Source organism: Lewinella sp. JB7 (assembly GCF_024297185.1).
Taxonomy (GTDB): domain Bacteria; phylum Bacteroidota; class Bacteroidia; order Chitinophagales; family Saprospiraceae; genus Neolewinella.
Genome location: NZ_JANCTD010000028.1, coordinates 1 through 1695 on the forward strand (window position 1 = coordinate 1; position 1695 = coordinate 1695).

Annotated in this window: 1 protein-coding gene; it reads left to right on the forward strand. The window is 36.8% G+C overall.

The genetic code is table 11. From position 1 onward, the window contains the following. The first annotated feature begins 156 nt into the window (after window positions 1-156). The gene (locus tag NMA52_RS18660; RefSeq protein WP_254829227.1) at window positions 157-1551 is read left to right on the forward strand and encodes a serine hydrolase; all 1395 of its coding nucleotides are present in this window, start codon (window positions 157-159) and stop codon (window positions 1549-1551) included. The last annotated feature ends 144 nt before the right edge of the window (window positions 1552-1695 follow it).

Here is a 1695-nt window from a genome sequence, read left to right on the forward strand (position 1 = left end):
CCTACGGCCTCCAGGAAGCCAGGCCCCGGGCGCAGGAAAGGAAAAACAAGGATAATAATCGTAATTTTAAAAAGTGTTACCCAGGTGGGTTGACTTCTGTTACCCAGGTCTTTGGTACACAATATATACAGTTAATCAATAAAAACAACAAAGGAAATGTCAAAATATAAATGGATTACTACTGTAGTCATCTTAATTCTGGTATTTATTTGCAACCTAATCAAAGCACAGTCAGCAGATATAGAATCCATACCCGTTGAAGGGCAAATAAAATGGTCAAACGATTCTATAAAGTTTTTTCCCAATAAAGTAGTGATCCAATCAAAGTACGACCCTACTTATATTAGATTTTTGGATGTGGACTCCTTAGGACATTTTTCATCAATCCTGCCTGTTGGGGAATATGTCGCCAATACATTAAGCAAATATCATTGGCAAAGAAATTGGGATCAGGGTTTTATAAGAATCAATGATTATACTTCAAAAATCATTTTTAAAATTGATGCTACAGTTCCCGTTGTCAGTCAGACAATGATACTTGATACGATTTCAAATAATTTTGAAATTCCTTCGAAAGGAATCTTGAATCAATTCAATGACTCCAAAAAACACGAATTGGATAGTTTCATTTTGGATCAATTAGATTACTACCAAGTTCCAGGAGCTTCTTTGGCCATTGTTAAAGATGGGAAAGTAATTTATCACAAAAATTATGGAGTAAAAAACCCTTTAACAAAAGTGAAGGTTGACAATACTACGCTCTTTGAGGCTGGATCAATTACAAAACCTGTATTTTCATTTGCTGTTCTCCGATTAGTCGAGAAAGGTATTATTGATTTAGATATTCCATTGTACAAGTATTTACCGTATGATGATGTCTCTTATGATGAGCGCTATAAGCTCATTACCGCGAGGCATGTTTTGAGTCACCAAACAGGATTCCCAAATTGGGCTGAAAGAAACGAAAATGGTCAGTTTGACCTACTGTTTGAACCTGGGACTCAATTCGGATATTCGGGAGAAGGTTTTGAATATTTAAAAGATGTAGTGACGCATTTAACGAACAAAGACATCATGACAATTTTAAAAGAAGAACTTATAGAACCTTTGGACTTAAAAAACTTTTATTTTAAGCGAGATGAATATACAAATGCTAATGCTTCTGACGCTTTGAATCTTTACACACCAGAAAAAGCTGGTTTTGAAAAACCAAATATGGCAGCTAGCTTAATGACTACCACCATCGATTTTACAAGGTTTATGATTGGTATCGAAGACAGGGTCGGTTTATCAGAAAGCACATACGAAGAAATGTTCTCGAAACAAGTATCAGTTAACGAAAACGTTTCTTATGGCCTTGGTATAGAACTTAGTAGGGACAATGTTGGTAATTTTTACGAGCACACAGGAGTTACTAAGAATTTCGTTTCAATGTATCGATATTACCCTGACTTAGACACTGGGTTTATATTTTTTTCAAATAATATTACCGGTGGCTGGCTGACAATAAATACGTTAAGACAGTATTTAATAACTGGAAAGGTTAATTAAACACTACACACAACATCGCGGCAACTCCATTAAGCTAAGCAACTAAGCGCCATACCGGAGCCTCCATCAGGGCTACTCTTCGGCCGCTATTGCGGCGAGCCAGGTTGGAAAGTAACTTTAGGGTATAGTGTCCCCGTCCGGCCG